1 protein-coding gene and 1 pseudogene are annotated in these 1,055 nt (G+C 37.2%); both read left to right on the top strand.

Annotation, left to right across the window (positions count from 1 at the left end):
• A pseudogene (locus tag H8S17_RS16125) lies at nucleotides 1-240 on the top strand (hypothetical protein); the annotation flags it as partial.
• 27 nt (nucleotides 241-267) lie between these two features.
• Nucleotides 268-1,055 (top strand): hypothetical protein (locus H8S17_RS16130; RefSeq protein ID WP_186867894.1); only part of this gene is annotated, 788 nt, incomplete at its 3' end.

A 1,055-nucleotide genomic window follows, 5' to 3' on the forward strand; every position in this document is an offset into this window, starting at 1 on the left:
TACAAGTCAGAAATAATCTCAGATGAGACAGCTTTTTATACAAATGAGAAGAAAGAGATAAGTGGTATCTGCAATCAGTTTTTAAATGGTAAAACAGATCAAAAATTATTTTGTAATGAGATGAAAGACCGTTTAAATGATTACTATGGAAGCAGGTATGAATTAAGGAATCAGCCAGAAGCTGTTGAAGGCAGAGTAAATAATATGCTGGACAAATTGCAGCATATGTTTGGCGTTTAATGTTGAAAAAGGGTTTGGAGAATAATTATGAAGACAGTAACAGATGTAAACACAGTAAACCAGCTATTGACATATTCAAAGCAGGCAGAGGCAGGAATACACCAAAAAGCAATACAGATGTTGCTTGGAGCAGGAAATAATAAAAAACAGGACAGTTTAAGTATTTCTGATGCTGCACGAGGCTTTTCAAAGCAATCCATAGCTGCACTGATAGATAAAAATGCGAATATTTCTAACAGTGAATTAGCTTATTATTTTGCAAACTATAATAATTCAAGTGCTATTTTGGATGCAATCAATTTTGGGGAGAATGTTTCCTGTGGATATAATTCTGATTTTAAGGAGTACGGGGTTATTTCCTTTGACCTTAATGGGAGCAGACAGGTAGTACCTAATTATGCAGTACCGAAAATGAATACAAGCACCATGTCAGGCATTTGTGCTGCGAATAATTCTCTGGTACTAAGTAATAAAAGTTATTATGCATGGACAACATCAAGTGGCGGTAAATATACATGGACGGTCAATAATGGAAGAATAGGCTGGGCAGCCTCGGAATCGTTGCTTGCAGAGAATACAAATCAAAAAGGAACAAATTATAAGTGGGAAATGTGTAAGGCAGGCAATATCCTGTCTGATCTGGCACAGGGAAAGAGTGTGTGGGGGTATCTCTACAGCAATGAGGAGGTATTGTCCGTCTGTGAGAAAGTCGGGATTTCTCCGGGATTCTTTTCTATAGATGCGGGAGCAGGAAAACACACTTATTTATTGCAGGAATCAGGAAAGACCATAAATGTTGACGCAAAGATAAAACA

Origin of the sequence: Roseburia zhanii (assembly GCF_014287635.1) — a bacterium.
GTDB classification, from domain to species: domain Bacteria; phylum Bacillota; class Clostridia; order Lachnospirales; family Lachnospiraceae; genus Roseburia_B; species Roseburia_B zhanii.